Annotated in this window: 18 protein-coding genes; 14 read left to right on the plus strand and 4 right to left on the minus strand. The window is 62.7% G+C overall.

What is annotated here, in order from left to right:
• Positions 1-81 precede the first annotated feature (81 nt).
• The 5 genes from GEV37_RS14405 (at position 82) to GEV37_RS14425 (ending at position 7184) form a co-directional block, all read left to right on the plus strand.
• Positions 82-2445 (plus strand): DUF3141 domain-containing protein, encoded by a 2364-nt coding sequence (locus GEV37_RS14405; RefSeq protein WP_227390965.1) that lies wholly within the window; start codon positions 82-84, stop codon positions 2443-2445.
• A 304-nt stretch (positions 2446-2749) separates the two neighbouring features.
• On the plus strand, positions 2750-5377 hold the full coding sequence (gene topA, locus GEV37_RS14410) for a type I DNA topoisomerase (RefSeq protein ID WP_227390966.1): 2628 nt from the start codon (positions 2750-2752) through the stop codon (positions 5375-5377).
• Positions 5374-5835, plus strand: a complete 462-nt coding sequence (locus tag GEV37_RS14415; protein ID WP_227390967.1) for a DUF6586 family protein — start codon at positions 5374-5376, stop codon at positions 5833-5835. The genes topA and GEV37_RS14415 overlap by 4 nt, the downstream gene beginning before the upstream one ends.
• 229 nt (positions 5836-6064) lie before the next feature.
• Positions 6065-6694 (plus strand): L,D-transpeptidase family protein, encoded by a 630-nt coding sequence (locus tag GEV37_RS14420; protein ID WP_227390968.1) that lies wholly within the window; start codon positions 6065-6067, stop codon positions 6692-6694.
• Between the two features lie 226 nt (positions 6695-6920).
• Complete coding sequence (locus GEV37_RS14425) at positions 6921-7184, plus strand: Lpp/OprI family alanine-zipper lipoprotein (RefSeq protein ID WP_227390969.1); 264 nt, start codon at positions 6921-6923, stop codon at positions 7182-7184.
• A gap of 228 nt (positions 7185-7412) precedes the next feature.
• Here the strand turns inward: GEV37_RS14425 and GEV37_RS14430 are convergent, their stop codons facing one another.
• Complete coding sequence (locus GEV37_RS14430; RefSeq protein WP_227390970.1) at positions 7413-8552, minus strand: L,D-transpeptidase family protein; 1140 nt, start codon at positions 8550-8552, stop codon at positions 7413-7415.
• Between the two features lie 94 nt (positions 8553-8646).
• The gene (gene mfd, locus GEV37_RS14435; protein WP_227390971.1) at positions 8647-12099 is read right to left on the minus strand and encodes a transcription-repair coupling factor; all 3453 of its coding nucleotides are present in this window, start codon (positions 12097-12099) and stop codon (positions 8647-8649) included.
• Between the two features lie 215 nt (positions 12100-12314).
• Between mfd and GEV37_RS14440 the strand changes: the two genes are divergently transcribed.
• From GEV37_RS14440 to sthA, 9 genes are all read left to right on the plus strand, one after another.
• The gene (locus GEV37_RS14440) at positions 12315-13772 is read left to right on the plus strand and encodes a glyceraldehyde-3-phosphate dehydrogenase (protein WP_227390972.1); all 1458 of its coding nucleotides are present in this window, start codon (positions 12315-12317) and stop codon (positions 13770-13772) included.
• A 279-nt stretch (positions 13773-14051) separates the two neighbouring features.
• Positions 14052-15401 (plus strand): Na(+)-translocating NADH-quinone reductase subunit A, encoded by a 1350-nt coding sequence (locus GEV37_RS14445; protein WP_227390973.1) that lies wholly within the window; start codon positions 14052-14054, stop codon positions 15399-15401.
• 1 nt (position 15402) lies between these two features.
• A complete protein-coding gene (locus tag GEV37_RS14450; protein WP_227390974.1) occupies positions 15403-16626 on the plus strand; it encodes an NADH:ubiquinone reductase (Na(+)-transporting) subunit B in 1224 nt (407 codons plus the stop codon).
• The gene (locus tag GEV37_RS14455) at positions 16626-17444 is read left to right on the plus strand and encodes a Na(+)-translocating NADH-quinone reductase subunit C (protein WP_227390975.1); all 819 of its coding nucleotides are present in this window, start codon (positions 16626-16628) and stop codon (positions 17442-17444) included. The genes GEV37_RS14450 and GEV37_RS14455 overlap by 1 nt, the downstream gene beginning before the upstream one ends.
• A 2-nt stretch (positions 17445-17446) precedes the next feature.
• On the plus strand, positions 17447-18115 hold the full coding sequence (locus GEV37_RS14460; protein ID WP_227390976.1) for an NADH:ubiquinone reductase (Na(+)-transporting) subunit D: 669 nt from the start codon (positions 17447-17449) through the stop codon (positions 18113-18115).
• A 1-nt stretch (position 18116) separates the two neighbouring features.
• Entirely contained in the window at positions 18117-18734 is a 618-nt protein-coding gene (gene nqrE / locus GEV37_RS14465; RefSeq protein ID WP_227390977.1) for an NADH:ubiquinone reductase (Na(+)-transporting) subunit E, read from the plus strand.
• A 58-nt stretch (positions 18735-18792) separates the two neighbouring features.
• A complete protein-coding gene (nqrF, locus tag GEV37_RS14470) occupies positions 18793-20025 on the plus strand; it encodes an NADH:ubiquinone reductase (Na(+)-transporting) subunit F (RefSeq protein WP_227390978.1) in 1233 nt (410 codons plus the stop codon).
• A 197-nt stretch (positions 20026-20222) separates the two neighbouring features.
• Positions 20223-20477: a (Na+)-NQR maturation NqrM gene (gene nqrM / locus GEV37_RS14475; RefSeq protein WP_227390979.1), complete on the plus strand. Its 255-nt coding sequence runs from the start codon at positions 20223-20225 to the stop codon at positions 20475-20477.
• Positions 20478-20549: 72 nt separating this feature from the next.
• Complete coding sequence (gene sthA, locus GEV37_RS14480; RefSeq protein WP_227390980.1) at positions 20550-21941, plus strand: Si-specific NAD(P)(+) transhydrogenase; 1392 nt, start codon at positions 20550-20552, stop codon at positions 21939-21941.
• Between the two features lie 56 nt (positions 21942-21997).
• Here sthA and GEV37_RS14485 read toward each other — a convergent pair whose 3' ends face one another.
• On the minus strand, positions 21998-22879 hold the full coding sequence (locus GEV37_RS14485) for a PA2778 family cysteine peptidase (protein ID WP_227390981.1): 882 nt from the start codon (positions 22877-22879) through the stop codon (positions 21998-22000).
• Between the two features lie 49 nt (positions 22880-22928).
• A complete protein-coding gene (locus GEV37_RS14490) occupies positions 22929-23321 on the minus strand; it encodes a PA2779 family protein (RefSeq protein WP_227390982.1) in 393 nt (130 codons plus the stop codon).
• Positions 23322-23344: the final 23 nt, after the last annotated feature.

Here is a 23344-nt window from a genome sequence, read left to right on the forward strand (position 1 = left end):
GGCCTAGACTTGTTGCATTGCAGCATGGTCGCGTCATGGGCGACGCTTGAGGCAACGCCTGACAAATTCCCAGGAGACTCTATGAGCTTTCTCGCGAATCCCTTTCTGCCGGCACGCTGGTTCAAGCTGCCCGAGCGCCTGGAAGATGGCGACGCCGCCCCGGCGCAGAACGCGCTCGCCAACCTGATGGACCCTTTCGGCGTCGGGCGTGCCGCCATCGACTACTGGCGTGATGGTGTCGAGCGCAGCATCCTCTACTGGGATGTGATGCGCGAACGCGGCAACCAGTACCTCGAACACATGGAACAGACCAAGCCCAACGTGCTGGGTTTCAAGACCGAAGTGCTCGTCGATGGTCGAACGCTTGCGCGGCCCACTAACTACGAGCTCTTGCGCGTGCTGCCCCCGGAAGGAGTGCACATCGACCCGGCCAAGCGGCCCTTCGTGGTGGTCGACCCGCGTGCCGGCCACGGCCCTGGCATCGGCGGCTTCAAGCCGGACAGCGAGATCGGCGTGGCGCTCAAGGCAGGACATCCTTGCTACTTCATCGGTTTTCTGCCCTATCCCGAGCCGGGCCAGACCGTGGAGGACGTGGTCGAGGCGGAAGTCGAGTTTCTGCGCCACGTGATCGCGCGCCACCCGGATATCACCGAGAAACCCATGGTAGTGGGCAATTGCCAGGCGGGGTGGCAGCTGATGATGGCCGCCGCGCTCGAGCCGGACGTCTTCGGGCCGATTCTGATCGCCGGCGCTCCGCTCTCCTACTGGGCTGGTGAACGCGGCAAGGCGCCGATGCGCTATACCGCCGGTATGGCAGGCGGCAGCTGGAGCACGGCGCTGACGAGCGATCTCGGAAACGGCTGGTTCGACGGCGCATGGCTCGTGCAGAACTTCGAGCGCTTGAACCCGGCCAACACCTACTGGAAAAAGCAGTACCACCTCTACGCCAATGTCGATACCGAAACCACGCGCTATCTGGAGTTCGAGCGCTGGTGGGGTGGCCACGTGGTGCTCGGCGGTGACGAGATTCAGTACATCGTCGACAACCTGTTCGTCGGTAACCGGCTGTCTACCGCCCAGCTGGTGACCCAGGACGGGCGGCGCATCGACCTGCGCAACCTGCGCTCGCCGGTAGTGGTGTTCTGTTCGCGCGGTGACGATATTACCCCACCGCCTCAGGCGCTGGGCTGGATTCGTGATCTCTACGAGGGGGAGGAGGATATCGTCGCCAACGAGCAGACCATCATCTACTGTCTGCACGATACCACCGGGCACCTCGGGATCTTCGTTTCCGGCAGCGTCTCGCGCAAGGAGCACTCCGAGTTCACCGCCAACATGGACTACATCGATGTGATGCCCCCGGGGCTTTACGAGACCACGATCAGCCGTGCCAGCGAACGCGAGGACGCCGAACTCATCGAGCGCGACTACTTGCTGGAGTTCTCGCCGCGTGACTTCGACGAGCTCGACAAGGACGTTCAGCATCGCCCCGAGGACGATCGCCGGTTTGCCACGGTCGCGCGTATTTCAGAGATCAACCTGGGGTTCTACCGGCTTTACATGCAGCCTTGGGTACGTGCCATGGTCACGCCGGAATCGGCGCGCCTGATGCGCCGAATGCACCCCATTCGCCTGGGCTATCGCCTGATGTCGGATCGCAATCCGCTCACCGTACTGCTGCCGACGATGGCTCAAATGGTGCGGGATAATCGTCATGAGGTGACAGAGGACAACCCCTTCAGGACCCTCGAGACGCTGGTATCGGATCAGATCGTCAGCAACCTGAACGGCTTTCGCGATCTGCGTGACGGTGCGACCGAAACGGCGTTCCTGGCCCTCTACGGCCAGCCGCTGCTTCAAGCTGCCGTCGGGCTCTACGGCGATGCCCACGTGCATCGCCGTCGTCCAGGCGCCGAGCCCGAGCATCGGCGCTTCATCGCCCATCGCCAGCAGTCGCTGCGAGAAAAGGCAAGCCAGGGCGGCGCGCCCGAGGCGATCGTGCGCTCGATCATCTACGTGCTGGGCGGGGCGCCCGCCACCGACGAGCGCAATTTCAAGCGTCTTCGCGCCTCGCGCGCCAAGCTCGACTCCCAGGTATCGCTGTGCGAATTCAAGCGCCTGGTGCGCGAGCAGTTCTTCATTCTTAAGCTCGACCGTGACAAGGCGCTCGCGACGCTGCCAGGCCTTCTCGAGGGTGAGAGCAACGAAGCACTCGACAGGCATCTTCAGCAGTTGACCCAGGTATTCGCCGCCAGCGGCGCGCTCAGCGAGAACGGGGCCGAGCGCTTCGAGCAGATCAAGATGCTGTTCGATCAAGCGCGCCAAAAACCGAAGGCTATTTCCAAGGCCTCTTCCGCCAGTGTAAATAGTGACACCGCACAAGCGGGCGCCAAGCGCGCCGCACCTGCCAAGCGCACTGGAACCAAGCCTCGTCCCAAGCGCTGAGCCGCCTCGCGCTATCGAGCGCTTTTCCTGCGCCCCGGGCAATGCCCGGGGCGTTTCGTTACGCGGGCCGGTTTTGGTTGCCGAGTGGTACATGGCAGTCTAGTGTCTAGCTACCTTGCAGTGAAATTTGCAAACGGCGGCTCTCGCCCTCATTCAATAAAGCACCCGGCTCGCTTCGGGCGACTGGCGCTTGGTCAAGGCCTGGGGTAGGGTAGGCGCATTTTTTGACACCGACACCACGTCTAGACGCGGTACGTATTCAGAGCGAAGGCTTTCAAGCTCGAGCAACAGGAAGTGGAGCACTATGGGCAAGTCACTGGTCATCGTCGAGTCGCCTGCCAAGGCGAAGACGATCAATAAGTATCTCGGCAACGATTTCATCGTTAAGTCGAGCGTGGGTCATATACGTGACCTGCCGACCAGCGGCTCGGGCAAGACCGCCGTCGACCCCAAGGAGCGCGCGCGCCAAGCTGCGGCGACCCGCAAGCTCTCGCCGGAGGAGAAGGCGGAGTACAAGAAGAAGAAGGCCCACGACCAGTTGATTCGCCGCATGGGCATCGACCCGGACAACGCCTGGCAGGCCCATTACGAGATACTGCCCGGCAAGGAAAAGGTGGTTGCCGAGCTCAAGAAGCTCGCCGAGAAGGCCGACGCCGTCTACCTGGCGACGGACTTGGACCGCGAAGGAGAGGCGATCGCCTGGCACCTGCGCGAGACCATCGGCGGTGACGATGCGCGCTACAAGCGCGTGGTGTTTAACGAGATCACCAAGAACGCCATCCAGGATGCCTTCAAGGCGCCGGGGGCGCTCAACATTCCGCGTGTCGAAGCCCAGCAGGCGCGGCGCTTTCTCGACCGAGTGGTCGGCTTCATGCTCTCGCCGCTCTTGTGGGCCAAGATCGCCCGCGGGCTCTCCGCCGGACGCGTGCAGTCGGTGGCGGTGCGCCTGATCGTCGAGCGCGAGCGTGACATTCGCGCCTTCATTCCCGAAGAATTCTGGGACGTGCACGCGGACCTGGTCTCGCCGGATGGCCAGTCGGTGCGCTTTGCGCTTGCCCGTCAGGATGGTCAGGCGTTTCGCCCGACCTCTCGCGACGAGACCTACGCGCGCATCGCCGGCCTCGAGGGTGCCTCGCTTGCGATCACCAACCGGGAAGACAAGCCGACCCGCTCCAAGCCGACCGCCCCCTTCATCACCTCGACGCTTCAGCAGGCGGCCAGCGGCCGGCTCGGCTTTTCGGTGAAGAAGACCATGACCATGGCCCAGCGGCTTTACGAGGCGGGCTACATCACCTACATGCGTACCGACTCCACCAATCTTTCCAAGGATGCGGTGGAGAGTGCGCGCGATTACATCGCGAGCGAATACGGCAAGCGCTACCTGCCCGAGTCGCCCAACCGCTACTCCAGCAAGGAGAGCGCCCAGGAAGCTCACGAGGCGATTCGTCCCTCGAGCGTCGAGCGCAAGGCGAGCGATCTTTCCGGGATGGAGCGCGACGCCGAGCGGCTCTACGAGCTGATCTGGCGCCAGTTCGTGGCCTGCCAGATGGTGCCGGCGGAGTATCTTTCCAGCACCCTGAGCGTGGAAGTGGACGGATTCGAGCTGCGTGCCAAGGGCCGCGTGCTGAAGTTCGACGGCTATACCCGGGTGATGAAGCCTGCCGGCAAGAACGAGGACCAGAGCCTGCCGGATCTGCCCGTCGATACCCCGATGACGCTCGAGAAGCTCGACCCGCAGCAGCACTTCACCAAGCCCCCGGCGCGCTATACCGAGGCGAGCCTGGTCAAGGAGCTCGAGAAGCAGGGCATCGGCCGCCCCTCTACCTACGCTTCGATCATCTCGACCATTCAGGATCGCGGCTACGTCAAGCTCGAAAGTCGGCGCTTCTACGCCGAGAAGCTTGGTGACATCGTCACCGAACGCTTGAAGGAGTCGTTTCCAGATCTCATGGACTACTCCTTCACCGCGCGCATGGAGGACAGCCTCGACGAGGTGGCCGAAGGCGAGCGCAACTGGCGGGCGCTACTCGATAGCTTCTACGGCGAGTTCAGCCAGGAGCTCGGTCGTGCCGAAAGCGATGAGGGCATGCGCCCCAACCAACCGGTACCGACGGATATCGACTGCCCGAGCTGCGGACGCAAGATGCAGATCCGTACCGCCTCGACCGGCGTATTCCTCGGCTGCAGCGGTTACAACCTGCCGCCCAAGGAGCGCTGCAAGACCACCATCGATTTGATTCCCGGTGAAGAAGCGGTCGCCGAAGATGCCAGTGAAGAAGCTGAAACCGATGCGCTGCGCGCCAAACGCCGTTGCGACAAGTGCGGCACGGCGATGGACAGCTACCTGATCGACGAGACGCGCAAACTGCATATCTGCGGGCAGAGCCCGGACTGCGATGGTTACGCCGTGGAGCAGGGCAAGTTCAAGATCAAAGGCTACGACGGCCCGGTGATCGAATGCGACAAGTGCGGATCCGAAATGCAGCTCAAGTCAGGGCGCTTCGGCAAGTACTTCGGCTGCACCAACAGCGAATGCAAGAATACCCGCAAGCTGTTGAGAAGCGGAGAAGTGGCGCCGCCCAAGATGGACCCGATCCCGATGCCGGAGCTCGCCTGCCAGAAGGTGGACGATCACTACGTGCTGCGTGATGGCGCCAGCGGCCTGTTTCTCGCCGCAAGCAAGTTCCCCAAGAACCGCGAGACGCGTCCGCCTTTGGTCAAGGAGCTCAAGGCACACAAGGACGAGCTGCCGGAGAAGTATCACTTCATCCTCAAGGCGCCTAGCGAAGACCCGGACGGTCGCCCGGCGCAGATCCGCTATTCGCGCAAGAACAAGGAGCAGTACGTGATGACCGATGAGGAGGGCAAGGCAACGGGGTGGAAAGCCACCTTCGAGGCCGGCAAGTGGCACGTCGAGGACAAGCGCAAGTGAGCTCGAGGGCGCGCACCAACCAGCTTCTCTACCAGGCCGAGTTGCTCGCGGAGTCGCCCGGCGGTGATGACGAGCACGCCGCGGCGCGCCGTATGGCCATCGAGGAGGGGGCGCTGGCGCTTTTCGAGCTGGCGCTGGAAGCCTTTCTCGCCGAGGTGACCGAGCATGCGCGCCTCGACACGCGCCGTTGGCAGGTGCTGCTCGCCACCGACGGTCCACCGCTTGCCGAGTTGAAACGGCTTGGCGATCTGGCCCGTGACCCCGACAGCTGGCTCGGCTGGCTGGTGGGCAAGCTCGTCATGCTGCACGGCGACGACGGCGTGGCCCGCAGGCGCTCCTCGAACCCGGCGATGATCGCCCTTGACGGCGAGCCCCCCCTCGGCGACGAGCTTCGCCATCGCCTGCGTCAGGCCAAGCAGGATATGGCCGCGCTGCGTGAAACCAGTCTGGAGTGGTAGATCGCGACGCGCTCAAGCCCCTCAGGCTTGGGTGCGTGACCATCCGTCGTCGACGGTGACCCGCCAGGGCGAAGTCGGGCGCCTCAGCTGGGTCGAGTCATTTTCAAGGCGCCGCGAGGCGCCTTTTTAATGCTCGGGCACTGACAGGGCCACGGCCGATAGGGTATAAACGTCCCTAGCCATTTTGTCTCTCGGCCGATCGTTTTTGGCCCGTACCGAGAATTGTCCGATGCCTTTGAACCGTCGTCGCTTTCTAGCGCTCGCCATGGGCTGGCCCGCCGTCGCCAGTGCATCCGTCAACGCGCCCGCCACCCCGTACCAGCCCAGCGACTTGATCCGGACGTTGCTCGACAGCGCCGCCAAGCCGCGTCATAGCAACGAACTCTGGGTGCTGATCGACGACCGAGAATCGGTATTGAGCGTTTTCCGCGGCGACGCCTTGATCGAGCGTTACGCGCCGATTTCGCTGGGGCGGGGCGGCGCCAGAACGCAGCGGGTACGCGGTGACAACACCACGCCGCTGGGCGAGTTTCGCGTGTATCGCTTCAACCGCGAAAGTCGCTGGCATATCTTCATCGGTATCGATTATCCTACGCCGCCTCACGCGCGCATGGCGCTCGAGGCCGGTATCTACTCCCAGGCCGATTACGAGGCGTATTTCGACGCGTACCGCCGCTTCGGGTACCCCCCGCAGGAAACCGCCTTGGGGGGCGCCATCGGCATACACGGGCTGGGCTCCGCCGACCCGGATATTCACGGGCGTTATCACTGGACTCAGGGTTGCATCGCGGTCACCAACGATCAGATCGAACGCATCGCATCGCTCGTAGATGTTGGCACCCGTGTCGTGATCCGCTAGTATGATAGCGGTCCATAAGGAAGTTTCAGGTTTAAAACAGGTGGCTATGGACAAGCGCTGTGGACTAATATAAAACAGCGTTTGACTTGAGCCGGATGACGTAAGTCATTGGCGCCAGTCACTGTAAAGAACCTGCACCGCAGGTAGACAAAACCAAGCTGACCTTCTAGCCTTCGTTTTGTCATACCTTCAACGTAGTACCCAAGGAAGACTCAAGGAGAACATCATGACTCTGAAGACTGCTCTGAAAATGACCGCTGCTGCTGCTTCTCTGGCCGTTCTGGCTGGCTGTGCTTCTACCAGCGCTCTGGAAGAAGTTCGCATGACTGCCGAATCTGCCCAGGCTGACGCCGCAGAAGCTCGCAGCATGGCTTCACAGGCTCTGAACACTGCAAACCAGGCTCAGCGCGACGCGCAAGCCGCTCTGCAGATGTCCGAGCAGAACCGTGAAGAAATGAGCCGTCAGTTCCAGCGCTCCATGCAGAAGTAATTCTGCATGGACCACTGAGTACCCACTGGGCTCAGCGGTCTGCGTAAGCTGTGAAAAACCCCGCCTTGTGCGGGGTTTTTTATGGCCGGTTCTTTATTGCTCGTTTTTATTGTCTGTTTCAGGCAGCGCCATGAAGCGGGACTGAAAAAGGGAAGCGGGGGTGAAAAGGAAGCGGGCATGAAAAAGCGGCTACCGCTGGGTGGTAGCCGCTGATTGCTTCAGAGCTTGTCAGGCGTCGCTGTCGCCCTCGACCACGGCGCTGAGCTCCACTTCCTGGAAGAGTCCTTCGCGCTCGGAAGGCGCCTGCTCTGCGGGCGACTCGGCTTCTGCCGCCGGCGCCTGCGGGCCGTACAGGGCCACGAAGCGACCGTTCGGGGATTCCACCGCGCGCTTCACCTGGGCGTAATCCACCTCGATCTCTTCCTGGGTGAGTGCCTCGACACGCTCGATGGCGTTGAGCAGCGGTTCGAAATCCCCCACGTTCTCCTCGAGCTGCGGGTAGGACTGCACGTAGAGTGTGCCGTCAGCGCCCCAGCCGGCCTTGAACGGCGCATCCATCAGGTTGACCTGGGTGCCGCTCGGAACCCGCTCCCAGAGCGATTCGATGTCTTCCGGATACATGCGAATGCAGCCACGGCTAGCACGCATGCCCACGCCGTCAGGGCGGTTGGTACCGTGGATCAGGTAGCTCGGCATGCCCAGGAGGATCGCGTGACGACCCAGCGGGTTGTCCGGGCCGGCGGGGACCACGGAAGGGGCGGGTTCACCACGCTCGGCGGCTTCACGGCGCATGGAAGCGGGGGGCGACCAGGCGGGGTCCTTCACCTTGACGGTGGTGCGAGTCAAGCCCACCGGGGTGGCGAACTCCTCGCGGCCGACGCTGACCGGGTAGGTCTCGACGATGCCGGGATTGTCCTCGGGGTAGTAGTAAAGGCGCAGCTCCGACAGGTTGACCACGATGCCCTTGCGCTCCGCCGGCGGCAGGATGTACTGGGCGGGAATCACCACCTCGGTGCCTTCGCCGGGTACCCAGAGGCTCACGTCCGGGTTGGCCATGCGAATCTCTTCATAGCCGATATTGTGGCGTCTGGCGATGTCGAGCAGCGTCTCTTCCGGGTTTTCGACGGTGACGGTGTAGTACTGGCCGACGATGTCGCCTTCGTCCGGCAGGCGGTAGTGGCCGCGCGGCAGCTCGCGCTGGGCCTCGACCTGCTCGGCGCTGGCCAGCGCCTGGGCGTCCAGACCCTGGGTGGCGACGGTCGGTGCGTCACCGTTTTGCTGTGCGTAGACCGGCCCGGCGAGGCTGGCGGCCATCAGGACCGCAAGGCTCGTGGGCCCCCAGAGAGTAAAGGTGCGTCGTGTGTTCATGGTCGTTCCTAATGAGTTAATCCACCGCTAAGTCGCGTCTTCAGTCGAGCCAATCCGCTTGTCATGCGGCTTAGGTCTAAGTGTGCCCCAAGGCTTACGCCGCCGCTACTTTTTGGTTGAGCTTCCCCAGCAGGTTTTCGATGACCTCGAAACGCTGATCGAAGGTTTCCATGGGAAATTCGAACCTCAGCGTATCCGCGCCGTCGAGGCGATAGTGCGCCGAGGAGGTCTGGATCAGGTTGACCAGCGTCAGCGGGTCGACCTGTGTCGTGTTCTCGAAGAGCACACGGCCTCGGGTATCGCCGGCCTCGATGCGCGCGATGCCCAGCGGTTCGGCCCGATGGCGAAGCCGGGTCTGGCGAATCAGGTTCTTGAGCGCAGCGGGCAACAGGCCAAAACGATCGATCAGTTCCACCTGCAGCTCCTTGAGCTCGGCGTCGCTTTGGGTATTGGCGATACGCTTGTACATCACCAGACGCTGCTGTACATCATGAATATAGTCGCTGGGGATCAAGGCGGGTAGGTTCAGGCTGATTTCCAGGCCGCTATCGAACGGCGCCTCGATGTTGGGTGTCTTGCCGGCGCGAATCGCCTTCACCGCCCGGTCGAGCATCTCCATGTAGAGAGTGTAGCCGACGGTCTCCATCTGGCCGCTCTGCTCGTCGCCGAGAAGCTCGCCGGCGCCGCGAATCTCCATGTCATGGCTGGCGAGCGTGAAGCCCGCCCCCAGATCGACCGAGGCGCTGATCGCTTCGAGGCGCTTGACCGCGTCCCGAGTCATCGCCTTGGGCGGCGGGGTGAGCAGGTAGGCGTAGGCCTGGTGATGGCTTCGGCCCACGCGCCCGCGCAACTGGTGGAGCTGGGCGAGGCCGAACTTGTCCGCGCGCTCGATGAGGATGGTGTTGGCGCTCGGCACGTCGATGCCGGTCTCGATGATGGTCGAGCACACCAGCACGTTGAAGCGGCGGTGGTAGAAGTCCGACATCACCCGTTCTAGGCTTCGCTCCGGCAACTGACCGTGGGCCACGCCGACGCGCGCCTCGGGTACCAGCTCGCGAATCTTCTCGGCGGCGTTCTCGATGGTCTTCACTTCGTTGTGCAGGAAGTAGACCTGGCCGCCGCGAAGTAGCTCGCGCAGCAGCGCTTCCTTGATCAGGCTTTCGTTGTGCTGCTGCACGAAGGTCTTCACCGACAGCCGTTTGGCCGGCGGGGTGGCGATGATCGAGAGATCGCGAATGCCGCTCATCGCCATGTTGAGCGTGCGCGGGATCGGCGTGGCGGTCAGCGTGAGGATATCGATCTCGGCGCGCAGGCTCTTGAGTTTCTCCTTTTGCGCGACGCCGAAGCGGTGCTCCTCGTCGATGATCAGAAGACCCATCTTGGGCAGCTCGACGCTCTTCGACAAAAGCTTGTGGGTGCCGATGACGATATCCGCGTGCCCCTCCTTGATGTTCTCGAGCGTCTTGGTCATCTCCTTGCCGCCGGTGAAGCGCGAGATCAGGCTGATGTTGACCGCGGTGTCGGCGAAGCGGTCGCGGAAGTTCTCGAAGTGCTGGCGGGCGAGCAGGGTGGTGGGCACCAGCACCACCACCTGGCGGCCGGATTGCACCGCCAGAAACGCCGCGCGCATGGCGACTTCGGTCTTGCCGAAGCCGACGTCGCCGCACACCACGCGATCCATCGGCTGGGGCGAGACCATGTCGTCGATCACTGCCTCGATGGCGGCTTTCTGGTCCGGTGTCTCCTCGAAGGGGAAGCTCGCCGCGAAGCGGGCGTACTCCTCGTCCGGGGCCTGGTAGACCGTACCCTCGCGGGCCTCGCGACGGGCGTAGATGTCCAGAAGCTCGGCAGCGGTATCGCGAATCTTCTCGGCGGCCTTGCGCCGTGCCTTCTCCCACTGGTCGGAGCCGAGCTTGTTGAGCGGAGCATGCTCGTCGTCGGCGCCGTTGTAGCGCGAGATCAGGTGCAGGCTGTCAACGGGCACGTAGAGCTTGGCGCCACCATCGTACTCGAGCGCCAGGAACTCGTTGGCCTGGCCACCGGCTTCCAGCGCCTCGAGGCCCAGGTAGCGTCCCACGCCATGAGCCTGATGCACCACCGGCGCCCCCTCCTTGAGCTCGGCCAGATGGCGTACCGCCAGTTCGTTGTCGTCGGTCGCCTTGTCCTGGCGGCGGCTCTGGCGCACCACATCGCCGAACAGCTCGGTCTCGCTGACCACCGCAAGCGACGGGTCGCCGAGCCACAGGCCGCTGGTGAGCGGGCTCTCGGTGATGGCCGTGCGGGCTTCGCTTTCCAGAAACGCCGTGAAGCCGGCGACGTAGGGCAGCGCGAGGCGCAGCGGTGCCAAAAGCTCCTCGAGCGCCTCGCGCCGGCCGCGGGATTCGGCCACGAACAGTACGCGGGTCTGTGCGTGCTCAGAAAGAAAGCTCTCGAGCGCGCCGAGCGGTGCCTTGGCGCGGGCGTTGACGGCAAGCGAAGGCAGCGCCTGGGCCTTTGGCGCGTGGGCATGGCGCTGGTCGCTGTCCGTCTCGACGAGCTCGACGCGCGGGCGCTCCTTGATCGCCGAGAAGATCTCGTTGACCGGAAGAAACGCGCGGTGCGGCGGCAGAAGTGGCCGGGTCGGGTCGACGCCGAGATTCTCATAACGCGACTCGATCGAGCGCCAGTGCTGTTCGGCGGCCTCGAACACGCCAGGCAGCAGCGCCACGCGGGTGTCCCGAGTCAGGTGTTCGAATAATGAGGCGGTCTCGTCGAAGAACAGCGGCAGGTAGTGTTCAAGCCCCGGCGAGGGAATCGCCTTGAGCGCGTCGTTGTAGAGCGGGCACTGGCGCGGGTCGACGTCGAACAGGGTCTCGAACTGCTCGCGAAAGCAGGCAATGGCGCTGCGACTGAGCGAATACTCGTGGGCGGGCAGAAGCTCGATGCGCTCGACCTTCTCCGTGGAGCGCTGGCTGCCCGGGTCGAAGTGGCGCAGGGTGTCGATCTCGTCGTCGAACAAGTCGATGCGGATCGGGTCGGGAACACCCATCGGGAACAGATCGATCAGCGCGCCGCGCATGGCGTACTCGCCGGGTTCATAAACCGTTTCCACGGCGCGATAGCCCGCCCGCGACAGTGATTCGCGAAAGCTCTCGCGCTCGAGGGTCGCGCCGGCCTCGAGGGTCATGACGCGCCCGGCGATATAGGAAACCGGCGGCAGGCGCTGCATCAGGGTATTGATCGGTACCAGCACGATGCCCTTCACGCCGTCCTGCAGAAGGCGCAGGGTGCGCAGCCGAGCGGAGACGATATCCTGGTGCGGCGAGAAGCTGTCGTAGGGCAGCGTCTCCCAGTCCGGAAAGGGCAGCACCGGTACCTGGCTGTAGAACGCCAGGTCCTGCTCCAGCCGCTGGGCGCTGGCAGTGCTGGGCGTGATGACCAGCAAGGGCGCGTCATCGGCGATCCGGGCCAGCGTCAACGCCGGCGCGCTTCCGGGCGGCGCCGTCAGATAAAGCGTGTCGCGAGCCCCTTGGGGCTCGGGCGGGTCGAGCGGGGAGAAAGAGGGCATAGTCGTATCTTGCGCCTGGACAAAGGTCTAATCATACACGATCGTGGCGTCAGAGAGACCGTGCGTGCCTCGCGCATAACCCGATTTCGTGTTTGTAGTCAAATGGGCCGTTGTGTAATACCCCTACACGGCGTGCGACTATCCTTTGATTGCGGGGGAGGGGCGGGCTTTGGATAATACGCGCTGATTACCATCACCACGCAAAGGGGCCCTACGTGAGCCAGCAAACGCTCGAGAACGTCTTTCAGAAGTGGCAAAGCGACGAAGCGCTTGCCGAGCAGATGATTCCGCTGGTCGGCAAGCTGTACCGCCAGAACAACGTCGTGGCCACCATGTTCGGGCGTTCGCTGATCAAGAAGTCGGTCATCCGCATTCTCAAGGACCACCGTTTCGTGCGCAAGATCGAGGGCACCGAGCTCTCGGTCCAGGACACCTTTCCGATCGTCGAGGCGATGGCGGCGCTGAATCTCGGCCCGGCCCACGTCGATATCGGCAAGCTGGCGGTCGCCTTCAAACATCAGGGCGGTGGCGACCTGGACGCGTTCTTGAAGCGTGAGCTTGCGGAGATCATCGACGGCCACCAGCCGGGGGCGAGCACCGGCGAGCCCAAGGACGTGGTGCTTTACGGCTTCGGGCGTATCGGCCGGCTGCTGGCGCGCGTGCTGGTCGAAAAGGCCGGCGGCGGCAACCTGCTGCGGCTTCGCGCGATCGTCGTGCGCGGGCGCGGCGACATTGCCAAGGACCTCGAGAAGCGCGCTAGCCTTCTGCGCCGCGACTCCGTCCACGGCCCCTTCGAGGGCACCATCGGGGTCGACGCCGAGGCGCGCACGCTGACCATCAACGGGAACGTGGTGCAGGTGATCTACGCCGACTCGCCAAGCGAGATTGACTACACCGTCTACGGTATCCACAACGCCGTAGTGGTCGACAACACCGGTATCTGGCGCGACGAGGCGGGCCTGGGTCAGCACCTGGAGTGCAAGGGCGTGGCGAAGGCGCTTCTGACGGCGCCGGGCAAGGGCGATATCAAGAACATCGTCTTCGGTATCAACCATCAGTCGATCAATGATGATGATCGCATCGTCTCGGCGGCGTCGTGCACCACCAATGCCATCGTGCCGGTGCTCAAGGTGATCAACGACGAATTCGGCGTGAAGACCGGTCACGTCGAGACCGTCCACGCCTACACCAACGATCAGAACCTGATCGACAACTACCACAAGGGCGACCGTCGCGGGCGTAGCGCCGCGCTCAATATGGTGTTGACCGAGACCGGTGCGGCCAAGGCCGTTTCCAAGGCGCTGCCAGAGCTCGAAGGCAAGCTGACCGGCAACGCCATTCGCGTGCCCACGCCCAACGTCTCGATGGCGATCCTGAACCTGACGCTCGAGAAGGAGACCGACGCCGCCGCGCTAAACGACTACCTGCGTCGCATGTCGATCGACTCCAACTTCCAGAAGCAGATCGACTTCGTCGACTCCGCCGAAGTGGTGTCGTCGGATTTCGTCGGCAATCGCCACGCCGGGATCGTCGATGCCAAGGCGACCATCGCCAACGGCAACCACGCGGTGGTCTACATGTGGTACGACAACGAGTTCGGCTACAGCTGCCAGGTCATTCGCATCCTGCAGCACATGTCCAACGTCGAATTTCTGAAGCTGCCGCGCGGATAATCTTTCGCGCCTCGCTTAAGACGACAACGCCACCGCAAGGTGGCGTTTTTTTATGGATGAATCAAGAGGCGCTTCACGTATATAACACTTTAGGCGACGGTCGGGGATGTGGTCATTGGCCGCGCTTGTCTTTATAATGCTGGGGATTTTTCGGGGTGGTTCAAGCATGCTTGGGCCTGACTGGTAACGATCTGCACCGCCAACAAGAATTCCCTCTGCAGAACATGAGCATTCGAACCCCTTACCTTCGTATATCCGATCCATCAACTGGGCGAGACTATGATCGAAGTCAAAAAAGGCCTGGATCTCCCCATCACGGGAGCGCCCGAGCAGCGTATTGACGATGCGCGGCCTGTGCGCCACGTGGCAATCCTGGGTACCGACTACGTTGGCATGAAGCCAACCATGGAAGTTCAGGAAGGGGACAAGGTCAAACTGGGCCAGCTACTTTTCACCGACAAGAAGATCGAAGGCGTACGCTTTACCGCGCCTGCCGGTGGTGAAGTGGTGGCTATCAACCGTGGCGAAAAACGACGTCTGCTCTCCGTGGTCATCAAGGTCGACGAGAACGAGGAGGCCGAAACCTTCGCCTCCCACGATCGCGACGCCCTGACCACGCTCGAGCGTCAGCTGGTCGTCGACCAACTCATCGAAAGCGGACTCTGGACGGCCCTGCGCACGCGCCCTTTCTCGCGTACGCCGGCGCCAAGCAGCAAACCCGCCGACATCTTCGTCACCGCCGTGGATACCCATCCACTCAGCGCTGACCCTGCCTTCATCATCGACGAAAATGCCCAGGCATTCGAAGACGGCCTCAAGGTGCTAACCCGCCTGACCGAGGGCAACGTTTTTCTGTGCACGGGTGAAAACGCTGCCATTCCCGGTAGCGACGTAAGCGGTGTCAAGACCGAAAGCTTCAAGGGGCCGCACCCGGCGGGCCTGGTCGGCACGCACATCCATTACCTCTCGCCCGTGGCCCTGCACAAGCAGGTATGGCATATCGGCTATCAGGACGTGATAGCGTTCGGCAAGCTGTTCGTCGAGGGGCGTATCGACAACCGTCGCATCGTCGCCGTTGGCGGCCCGCGCGCCGAGGCGCCGCGCCTCTTGCGTACCCGCGTCGGTGCCAGTCTCGATGAACTTCTCGAGGGTGAAACCATCCAACCCCAGGATACGCGCACCATCTCCGGGTCGGTATTCTCGGGCTTTGCCGCCGAAGGCAAGCTGACCTACCTTGGCCGCTTCCACAACCAGATCAGTCTGCTCGAAGAGGGTAACAAGCGTACCTTCATGGGCTGGCTCTCGCCGGGCGCCAACCGCCACTCGGTCATGGGTATCTACCTGTCCAAGTTCAAGGGCCTGCACAACTTCGCGCCGACCACCTCCACCAACGGCTCCGAGCGCGCCATGGTGCCGGTGGGCAACTACGAGCGCGTGATGCCGCTGGACGTGATGCCGACGCAGCTTCTGCGTTCGCTGATCGTGGGTGACATCGAGTCCGCCATGGACCTGGGCTGCCTGGAGCTCGACGAGGAGGATCTCGCCCTTTGTACTTACGCCTGTCCCGGCAAGTACGAGTACGGCCCTATCCTGCGTGACAATCTCACCATGATCGAGAAAGAGGCCTGATATGGGTATTCGACACACACTCGACACGCTCGAGCCGCACTTCCACAAGGGTGGCAAGTACGAGAAGTTCTACCCGCTTTACGAGGCGGTGGACACGATCTTCTACTCTCCGCCGAGCGTCGCCAAGACCACCGCGCACATTCGTGACGGTATCGACCTCAAGCGGATCATGATCACGGTGTGGCTATGCACCTTCCCGGCCATGTTCTTCGGCATGTGGAACGCCGGCTGGCAGGCCAACGTCGCCATCGATGCGGGCTACGCTCCGCTCGAAGGCTGGCGCGAGTCGCTGTTCATGCTGCTGGCCGCCGGTCACGATCCGGGCAGCCTGTGGTCCAACTTCGCGTTGGGCGCCGTGTATTTCCTGCCGATCTACCTGGTGACCTTCGCCGTGGGTGGCTTCTGGGAAGTGCTGTTCGCGCTCAAGCGTGGCCATGAGGTCAATGAAGGCTTCTTCGTCACCTCGGTGCTCTACGCTCTGATCCTGCCAGCGACCATTCCGCTTTGGCAGGTGGCGCTCGGCATCACCTTCGGCGTGGTAATCGGCAAGGAGATCTTCGGCGGCACCGGCAAGAACTTCTTGAACCCGGCGCTGACCGGTCGTGCGTTTCTGTACTTCGCCTACCCGGCCCAGATCTCCGGTGACGCGGTGTGGGTCGCCGCGGACGGCTATACCGGCGCCACGGCACTGTCGGTCGCCTTCCAGGACGGCATGGACACGCTTTCCAACACCTTCAGCTGGAGTGATGCCTTCTTCGGCTTCGTTCCGGGCTCGGTGGGAGAGGTGTCGACTCTTGCGATCCTGCTCGGCGCTGCGGTGCTCCTGTGGACGCGCATCGCCTCCTGGCGAATCATGCTCGGGGTATTCCTCGGCATGGTGGCGACCAGCACGCTGTTCAACCTGATCGGCTCCGAGACCAACCCGATGTTCGCCATGACCTGGTACTGGCATCTGGTGATCGGCGGCTTCGCCTTCGGCATGGTGTTCATGGCCACCGATCCGGTCTCGGCATCGATGACCAACCAGGGGCGTCTGGTCTTCGGCGCGCTGATCGGGGTGATGACGGTATTGATCCGCGTGGTGAACCCGGCCTTCCCGGAGGGCATCATGCTGGCGATCCTGTTCTCCAACCTGTTCGCGCCCTTGATCGATTACTTCTTCGTCCAGGCCAACGTGAAGCGTCGTCGTAAGCGTGTCGGCGCACCGGCCGAGGAGACCGCCTAATGGCACAAGGTAACAACTCCATCAAGAAAATCCTGATCGTGGCGTTTTCGCTGTGCATCATCTGCTCGGTGATCGTCTCCACGGCGGCCGTGGCGCTGCGCCCGGCGCAGCAGCTCAATCAGGAGCTCGACCGCAAGACCAACATCCTCAACGTGGCCAAGCTCTATGAGCCGGGCATGGATGTGGAAGAGGTCTTCGCCGAGCAGATCACCGGCCGCGTGGTCGAGCTCGAGACCGGCGACTACACCGATCAGTTCGACGCTGACGAGTACGATGGCTTCGAAGCCGCCCGTGACCCGGCCACCGGCCGCACGCTCTCGGGTGATCGTGACATCGCGGGTCTCACACGCGTCGAGAACTATGCCACCGTCTATCTCGTGGGCGACCCGGAAGACCCGGAGCAGATCGTTCTGCCGATCCGTGGCCAGGGTTTGTGGGGGCGCATGCGCGGCTTCCTGGCGGTCGAAGGCGATGGCAACACCATCGTGAGTATCACTTACTTCGAGCACAGCGAAACTCCCGGGCTCGGTGGTGAGGTCAACAATCCGCGTTGGCAGGCTCAGTGGGAGGGCAAGGAGATCTACGATGAGGAAGGCGATCTCACCCCGGCGATTCACCTGAGCAAGAGCGCAAGCGGCGAGTACGAAGTGGACGCGCTTTCCGGCGCCACGCTGACCAGTAACGGCGTGACCAACATGCTGCAGTTCTGGCTCAGCGAAGAGGGCTTCGGTCCTTATCTTGCCAAGTTCAGAAGCGGTACCGAGCCGGAAGACGCCGACGACACCGATACCGACTTCAACGACGTTGAGGGGGCTTGATCATGGCGGATGTAAATGTAAAGGGCGTACTGGTAGGCCCTATATTCCAGAACAACCCCATTGCGCTTCAGATTCTCGGAATCTGTTCCGCTCTGGCGGTCACCACCAGCATGAGCGTGTCGCTGGTCATGGCATTGGCGGTTATCTTCGTGACCGCCTTCTCGAACCTGTTCGTATCGCTGATACGTAACCACATCCCCTCGGCGATTCGTATCATCGTGCAGATGACCATCATCGCCTCGCTGGTCATTGTGGTGGATCAGATCCTGAAGGCGTACGCCTACGAGATGTCCAAGCAGCTGTCGGTGTTCGTCGGTTTGATCATCACCAACTGCATCGTGATGGGGCGTGCCGAAGGTTTCGCCATGTCCAACACGCCGGGCATGTCGTTTCTCGACGGTATCGGCAACGGCCTTGGTTACGGCTTCGTGCTGCTGGTCGTGGGCTTTTTCCGCGAGCTGCTCGGTGCGGGCAGCATCTTCGGTTTCACCGTGCTGCCCACCGTGCAGGATGGCGGCTGGTACATCTCCAACGGCCTGCTGCTGCTGCCGCCCTCGGCCTTCTTCATCATCGGTCTGATGATCTGGGTGCTGCGCTCGCTCAACCCCGAGCAGGTGGAAGAGAACGAGTTCAAGATGAAGGAAAACACCAAGCCGAAGGAGGCCGTGTAACATGGAACACTATCTGAGCCTTTTCGTCGCTTCGGTCTTCGTCGAGAACATGGCGCTGGCCTTCTTCCTGGGGATGTGTACCTTCCTTGCGGTTTCCAAGAAGGTTTCCTCCGCCATCGGCCTGGGTATCGCGGTCATCGTGGTGCTCACCGTCACCGTGCCGGTCAACAACCTGGTCTACACCTACCTGCTGCAGGAGGGTGCGTTGACCTGGACCGGGATCGAGGGCGCCGAGAACATCGACCTGTCGTTTCTGGGGCTTCTGTCCTACATCGGCGTGATCGCGGCCCTCGTCCAGATCATGGAGATGTTCCTGGACAAGTACGTACCGTCGCTCTACAACGCGCTGGGCGTCTTCCTGCCGCTGATCACCGTGAACTGCGCCATCCTCGGTGGCGTGCTGTTCATGGTCGAGCGTAGCTACAACTTCGGTGAAGCCGTGGTCTACGGCTTCGGCGCCGGCACCGGCTGGGCGCTGGCGATCGCGGCCCTGGCGGGTATTCGCGAGAAGCTGAAGTACAGCGACGTGCCGGGCGGACTGCAGGGCCTGGGCATCACGTTCATCACCGTTGGCTTGATGTCCCTGGGCTTCATGTCCTTCTCCGGCATCCAGCTTTAATCGGCCGGTCGTGTCGCGGCCAAGACCCGCGGCACGACCCCAGCAATAGGAAACCGACATGATCGATACATCCGTCATCTTGCTCGGTGTTGTCATGTTCACGGTCATCGTCATCAGTCTGACGGCGATCATTCTGGCAGCGCGCAGCAAGCTCGTGAGTAGCGGGGACGTGACCATCGAGGTCAACGACGACCCCCAGAACACCCTGACCACCCAGGCCGGCGGCAAGCTTCTCAACACCCTGGCGGCCAACGGCATCTTCCTGTCCTCCGCCTGTGGCGGCGGCGGCTCCTGTGCCCAGTGCAAGTGCCGGGTGGAAGAGGGCGGCGGCTCGATTCTGCCGACCGAAGAGTCGCACTTCACCATGCGCGAGAAGAAGGAAGGCTGGCGCCTCTCCTGCCAGGTACCGGTCAAGCAGGACATGAAGATCGAGGTGCCCGAGGAGGTGTTCGGCGTCAAGAAGTGGGAGTGCGAGGTCACCGCCAACCCCAACGTCGCCACCTTCATCAAGGAGCTCAACCTGAAGCTGCCCGAAGGCGAGGAAGTCGCCTTCCGCGCCGGCGGCTACGTGCAGCTGGTCGCGCCTCCCTACGATATCAAGTTCTCGGAATTCGATATCGAACAGGAGTACCGCGAGGATTGGGAAAAATTCAAGTTGTTCGACGTGTCTCACAAGAACGACGAAGAGGTCATTCGCGCCTACTCGATGGCGAACTATCCGGAAGAGAAAGGGCTTCTGAAGTTCAACATCCGTATCGCGACGCCCCCGCCCAACTCGAGCCACCCGCCCGGTTTGATGTCGACCTACGTCTTCAGCCTGAAAGAGGGTGACAAGGTCACGGTCATGGGACCCTTCGGCGAATTCTTCGCCAAGGACACCGAGGCCGAGATGGTCTTCATCGGCGGCGGTGCCGGCATGGCGCCGATGCGCAGCCACATCTTCGATCAGCTGAAGCGCTTGAAGTCCGATCGCAAGATGTCGTTCTGGTACGGCGCGCGCTCCTGGCGCGAGACGTTCTACAACGAGGAGTACGACCAGCTCGCCGAGGAGTTCCCGAACTTCGAATGGCACCTGGCGCTCTCCGACCCGCTGCCGGAAGACAACTGGGAAGGTCCGACGGGCTTCATCCACAACGTGCTGTACGAAAACTATCTGAAGGACCACCCGGCGCCGGAAGATTGCGAGTACTACATGTGCGGGCCTCCCATGATGAACGCCTCGGTCATCAAGCTCTTGCTGGATCTCGGCGTCGAGCCCGAGAACATCATGCTCGACGACTTCGGCGGTTAAGGGCGCGGTTCACCCTCGACGGGGCTAGCCAAGGCTAGCCCCGTTCGTTTTTGATCGGGACGTACTGCCTGATCGTACCGCCACTGTAAGGTATAATGACGCAGTATTTCCTCGCCGGGGCCGGTCGGCCCGGAGCGGCACTTTCCAGACGCACCGTTGTCCCGAAGGGAGCGGTTTGGACGTCACAGGAGGCGTATATGGCTATCTGGTTACTGGTATTCGGTTTCATGGCGCTGATCATGACCGCCATGGCGGTCGGCGTGCTGATGGGGCGCAAGCCCATTGCGGGCTCCTGCGGCGGGCTCAATGCGATCGGTATGAAGGACGGCTGCGATATCTGCGGCGGCAAGGATGAGGTGTGCGAGGAAGAGAATCGCAAGCGCGGTAGCCTGCGCCGGGCGAGCGACGAAAGCCGTGGCGCGGACCTCGGTTACGATGCGACCCGTCGCTAGGGGTCAAAGCCACGCGGTAGACGACAGCGCGGGCATGGCCCGCGACAACGGGATCGAGGAGACGCAGACGGTATGGCGGTTCACAATTACGATGTGGTAGTGATCGGGACGGGCCCGGCGGGCGAAAGCGCGGCCATCAACGCAGCCAAGCACGACCAGCGTGTGGCCATCGTCGAGAAGCAGCCTCAGGTGGGCGGAAATTGCACCCACTGGGGCACGATTCCCTCGAAGGCGCTGCGTCATCAGGTCAGGCAGATCCTGTCGTTCAACACCAACCGCATGTTCCGCGATATCGGCGAGCCGCGCCTGTTCTCCTTTCCGCGCGTCATGGAGCGCTCGCGTGAGACCATCGACAAGCAGGTCGAGATGCGCACCACGTTCTATGCGCGAAACCGTATCGACCTGTTCCAGGGCACCGCGCGCTTCAAGGACGAGCATACCCTGCTGGTGCGCGATCGCCAGAACGCCACCGAAGAGCTTGTCGCCAAGAAGGTGGTGATCGCCACCGGCTCGCGCCCGTACCGCCCCGGCGACATCGACTTTCGCCACCCTCGCATCTACTGCTCGGACACCATCCTGAGCCTTGCCCATTCGCCGCGCACCATGGTGATCTTCGGCGCCGGGGTCATCGGCTGCGAGTACGCCTCGATCTTCTCGGGGCTCGGTGTCAAGGTCGACCTGATCAACAGCCGCGACAGTCTCCTGTCGTTTCTGGATGACGAGATCAGCGATGCGCTGTCGTACCATCTTCGCAAGCACGGCGTGCTGGTACGCCACAACGAGGAGTACGACCGCGTGGAGGGCGATGAAGCCGGCGTGGTCGTCTATCTCAAGTCTGGCAAGAAGATTCGCGCCGATGCCTTCTTGTGGGCTAATGGGCGCACTGGAAACACCGATTCGCTGGGGCTCGAGAATATCGGCCTGCAGGCCAATGGCCGCGGTCAGCTCAACGTCGACGAGCACTACCGTACCGAGATCCCGCACATCTACGCCGCAGGCGACGTCATCGGCTGGCCGAGCCTTGCCAGCGCCGCCTACGACCAAGGGCTCAACTCGAGCAACGAGCTGCTCGACAAGGAGTACCGCTTCGTCACCGACATTCCCACGGGCATCTACACCATTCCCGAGATCAGCTCCTTCGGGCGCAACGAGCGCGAGCTGACCGAGGCGAAGATTCCCTACGAGGTCGGCAAGGCGTTCTTCAAGGATACCGCCCGGGCACAGATCACCGGCGACACGGTGGGCATGCTCAAGATCCTGTTCCATCAAGACACGCTCGAGATACTCGGCATCCACTGCTTCGGCGACCAGGCCTCCGAGATCCTGCATATCGGCCAGGCGATCATGCAGCAGAAGGGCGAGGCCAACACGCTGCGCTACTTCATCAATACCACCTTCAACTACCCGACCATGGCGGAAGCCTACCGGGTGGCGGCGCAGAACGGCCTCAATCGGGTGTTCTAGCCGGTATCACGCATGAAAAAAGGGCCTGCGGGCCCTTTTTTCGTTGCGTGATGGGGTCAATGGCCCAAGTGTTCTCTCGCCTTGGACTGCCACGGCCCCTCGAGGGCGGCGGCGCGCTCGAAGGCGGTGATCGCGCCGGGCTGATCAAGCTGGGTCAGCAACAGCCCCAGATTGAGCCACGCCGCCCCCAGCGCCGGGTCCTGCCGAGTCGCCGTCTCGAAGGCGTCGACTGCTTCACCAGGCTTGCCGTCGGCGTAGCGGGCGTTGCCGAGCGCGAACCAGCCAAGGGCGCTATCCGGATGACGTTCTACCAGTGCCTGCCAGCTATCGAGTGCGGTACTCGGCCCCTGCACGGCCTCGAAGGCGCTGATCGCCTCGATGGCACTGCGTACCGAAACGCCTGTGGCGAGTTCGCCTGGCGGCTTGACCACGAACCCCCAGCGCTGGCTGCGTGCCCAGGTGGCATCGAAACGCGCAAGCGAAAGCGTATGGCGCGGAATCTCGCCGCTTCGCAGTATCAGGGTTTCTCTAGGCAGGTCGTAGCCGATCGCCACCGCGTAGTGCCACATCGGGTAAAGCGGCAGCGACAGGTTCTGCAGCACCACCACCGGTTCATCGGCGTCGAGATGAGCGAGCAGCGCATCCAGCGTGGGGCGAATCGGATAGGCGATCAGGCCATGGCGGCGCACGGCGGCGAGCATTTCCGGCTGCAGGCTGCCTTCTCGCCCGGGCACGTAGACCTGGCGAATCAGTGCCTCGATGCTGGCGGTCTCGCCCTGATGCTCGAGCACCATGGCAAGCGACGCCGGGCCGCACTGATACTCGGTCTGAGCGTAAAAGGGCACCTCGCCGAGCTCCGTGCGCGGGGCGATTTCCTCGCGGGTGCTGTCGAGCAACACCGGCGTTCGCGCACAGGCGCTCAGAACAAGGGCCAGCATGAAAACGCCCGCGAGGCGGGCGTTGAAGAGGCAGCGTGTCATCGAAGGATCAGCGCGTGAACGGATAGACGTCGGTCAGGCCAAGAATGTCGGTGATCAACAGGATCACGAAGACCGCGAACAGCGCACCGACCACGCCGGCGCCGGCGGGCAGTTCGTCGAGGCGATCCGCCATCTGCCGGGCTTCGCTGTCGCTCAGCGCTGCTACGCGCTCCTGCACGTCCGCGGGGCTCACGCCCTGGTTCACGAGCGCCTGCTGCACGTCGGCGCGGGCAAGAACGTCGTTGATGCGCTGACGGTCGCTGCCAGCCTGATCGCTTGCCAGCACCGACTGGGTCGACATCAGCTCGCTGGCGGCGGGGGTTGCGGCGACGACCGGCAGGCTGGTGATCACCAAGGCCAGGATCAGCAGGGAGGAGAGGGAGGCACGCAGGGTTTTCATCGTCTTCATCCTTAGACAATCGC

It is taken from the genome of Vreelandella malpeensis (assembly GCF_020622355.1).
Classification (GTDB): Bacteria; Pseudomonadota; Gammaproteobacteria; order Pseudomonadales; family Halomonadaceae; genus Vreelandella; species Vreelandella malpeensis.

Coding starts and splice junctions, on each gene's coding strand:
- GEV37_RS14405 (WP_227390965.1), top strand. CDS start 82: ATGAGCTTTCTCGCGAATCCCTTTCTGCCGGCACGCTGGTTCAAGCTG.
- topA (WP_227390966.1), top strand. CDS start 2,750: ATGGGCAAGTCACTGGTCATCGTCGAGTCGCCTGCCAAGGCGAAGACG.
- GEV37_RS14420 (WP_227390968.1), top strand. CDS start 6,065: ATGCCTTTGAACCGTCGTCGCTTTCTAGCGCTCGCCATGGGCTGGCCC.
- GEV37_RS14425 (WP_227390969.1), top strand. CDS start 6,921: ATGACTCTGAAGACTGCTCTGAAAATGACCGCTGCTGCTGCTTCTCTG.
- GEV37_RS14430 (WP_227390970.1), bottom strand. CDS start 8,552: ATGAACACACGACGCACCTTTACTCTCTGGGGGCCCACGAGCCTTGCG.
- mfd (WP_227390971.1), bottom strand. CDS start 12,099: ATGCCCTCTTTCTCCCCGCTCGACCCGCCCGAGCCCCAAGGGGCTCGC.
- GEV37_RS14445 (WP_227390973.1), top strand. CDS start 14,052: ATGATCGAAGTCAAAAAAGGCCTGGATCTCCCCATCACGGGAGCGCCC.
- GEV37_RS14450 (WP_227390974.1), top strand. CDS start 15,403: ATGGGTATTCGACACACACTCGACACGCTCGAGCCGCACTTCCACAAG.
- GEV37_RS14455 (WP_227390975.1), top strand. CDS start 16,626: ATGGCACAAGGTAACAACTCCATCAAGAAAATCCTGATCGTGGCGTTT.
- GEV37_RS14460 (WP_227390976.1), top strand. CDS start 17,447: ATGGCGGATGTAAATGTAAAGGGCGTACTGGTAGGCCCTATATTCCAG.
- nqrE (WP_227390977.1), top strand. CDS start 18,117: ATGGAACACTATCTGAGCCTTTTCGTCGCTTCGGTCTTCGTCGAGAAC.
- nqrF (WP_227390978.1), top strand. CDS start 18,793: ATGATCGATACATCCGTCATCTTGCTCGGTGTTGTCATGTTCACGGTC.
- nqrM (WP_227390979.1), top strand. CDS start 20,223: ATGGCTATCTGGTTACTGGTATTCGGTTTCATGGCGCTGATCATGACC.
- sthA (WP_227390980.1), top strand. CDS start 20,550: ATGGCGGTTCACAATTACGATGTGGTAGTGATCGGGACGGGCCCGGCG.
- GEV37_RS14485 (WP_227390981.1), bottom strand. CDS start 22,879: ATGCTGGCCCTTGTTCTGAGCGCCTGTGCGCGAACGCCGGTGTTGCTC.
- GEV37_RS14490 (WP_227390982.1), bottom strand. CDS start 23,321: ATGAAAACCCTGCGTGCCTCCCTCTCCTCCCTGCTGATCCTGGCCTTG.